This is a genomic window from Verminephrobacter aporrectodeae subsp. tuberculatae At4 (assembly GCF_000193225.1).
Lineage (GTDB): Bacteria > Pseudomonadota > Gammaproteobacteria > Burkholderiales > Burkholderiaceae_C > Acidovorax > Acidovorax aporrectodeae.
Genome location: NZ_AFAL01000542.1, coordinates 1 through 713 on the forward strand (window position 1 = coordinate 1; position 713 = coordinate 713).

1 protein-coding gene is annotated in these 713 nt (G+C 75.0%); it reads right to left on the minus strand.

All coding sequences use genetic code 11. From position 1 onward, the window contains the following. Positions 1–636, minus strand: a 636-nt coding sequence (locus VTU_RS0118065) for a hypothetical protein (RefSeq protein ID WP_010106800.1), incomplete at its 3' end; no start/stop codon positions are given. Positions 637–713: the final 77 nt, after the last annotated feature.

Below are 713 nucleotides of genomic sequence, written 5' to 3' on the forward strand. Positions count from 1 at the left end.
CGCGGGGTCGTCGATGCGCCGGAGCGCGCGCCAGGCCTGCGCGAACGGCAGGCGCCTGGCTTCCCACGTGTTGCGCCAGACGCACCAAGCCATCCAGGCCAGGAGCACGCCGAGCAGGGCGGCGAGCGCGAGCCACGCTTGCCGCTCGATGGCCGCGGTCGGCAGCGGGGCGATCGGCCGATCGGGGCGCAGCGGCTGCAAATCGCCTGTGCCGAAGGCCTGCGCGGGCGTCAGCGGGGCGATGCTGACCGGCCATGCGGGCAGCGCAAGGGTCGGTCCCGAACGGCTCGCAAGGCGCAGCGCCGGCAGCGCGACGGCGCTCAGCGCCCGGGGCGCGTTCATGAGCTGGTAGTCGAGCACCAGCCAGCGCCGCCCCTGCGCGTCGGTTTCGACGCGCGCGGGACGGCGCTCGAACCAGAGATCGACCCGCGCCGCAGTGGGCAGGCTGCGGGGAGTCAGCGGCCGGCCCGCGTGTTCGAGCAGCACGCGCTGCGTGAGAACGTCGCCGAGCACATGGCCGAAGCTGCGCGGTTGTTCGACGGTGGCTGCGGCGGTGGCCGCCGTGTCCTGCGCCGGCGCGGCGCCTGGCACGAGGCCGGCGCACAGCGCCAGCGCCCGGACGGCCCTCACCCTCATGCCGCGCCCTCAAGAAAGTAGCGGCTCAGGGCCTCGGCGTCGAAGCGGCCATGCAAATGCAGGGCCGGCGTGCCGTG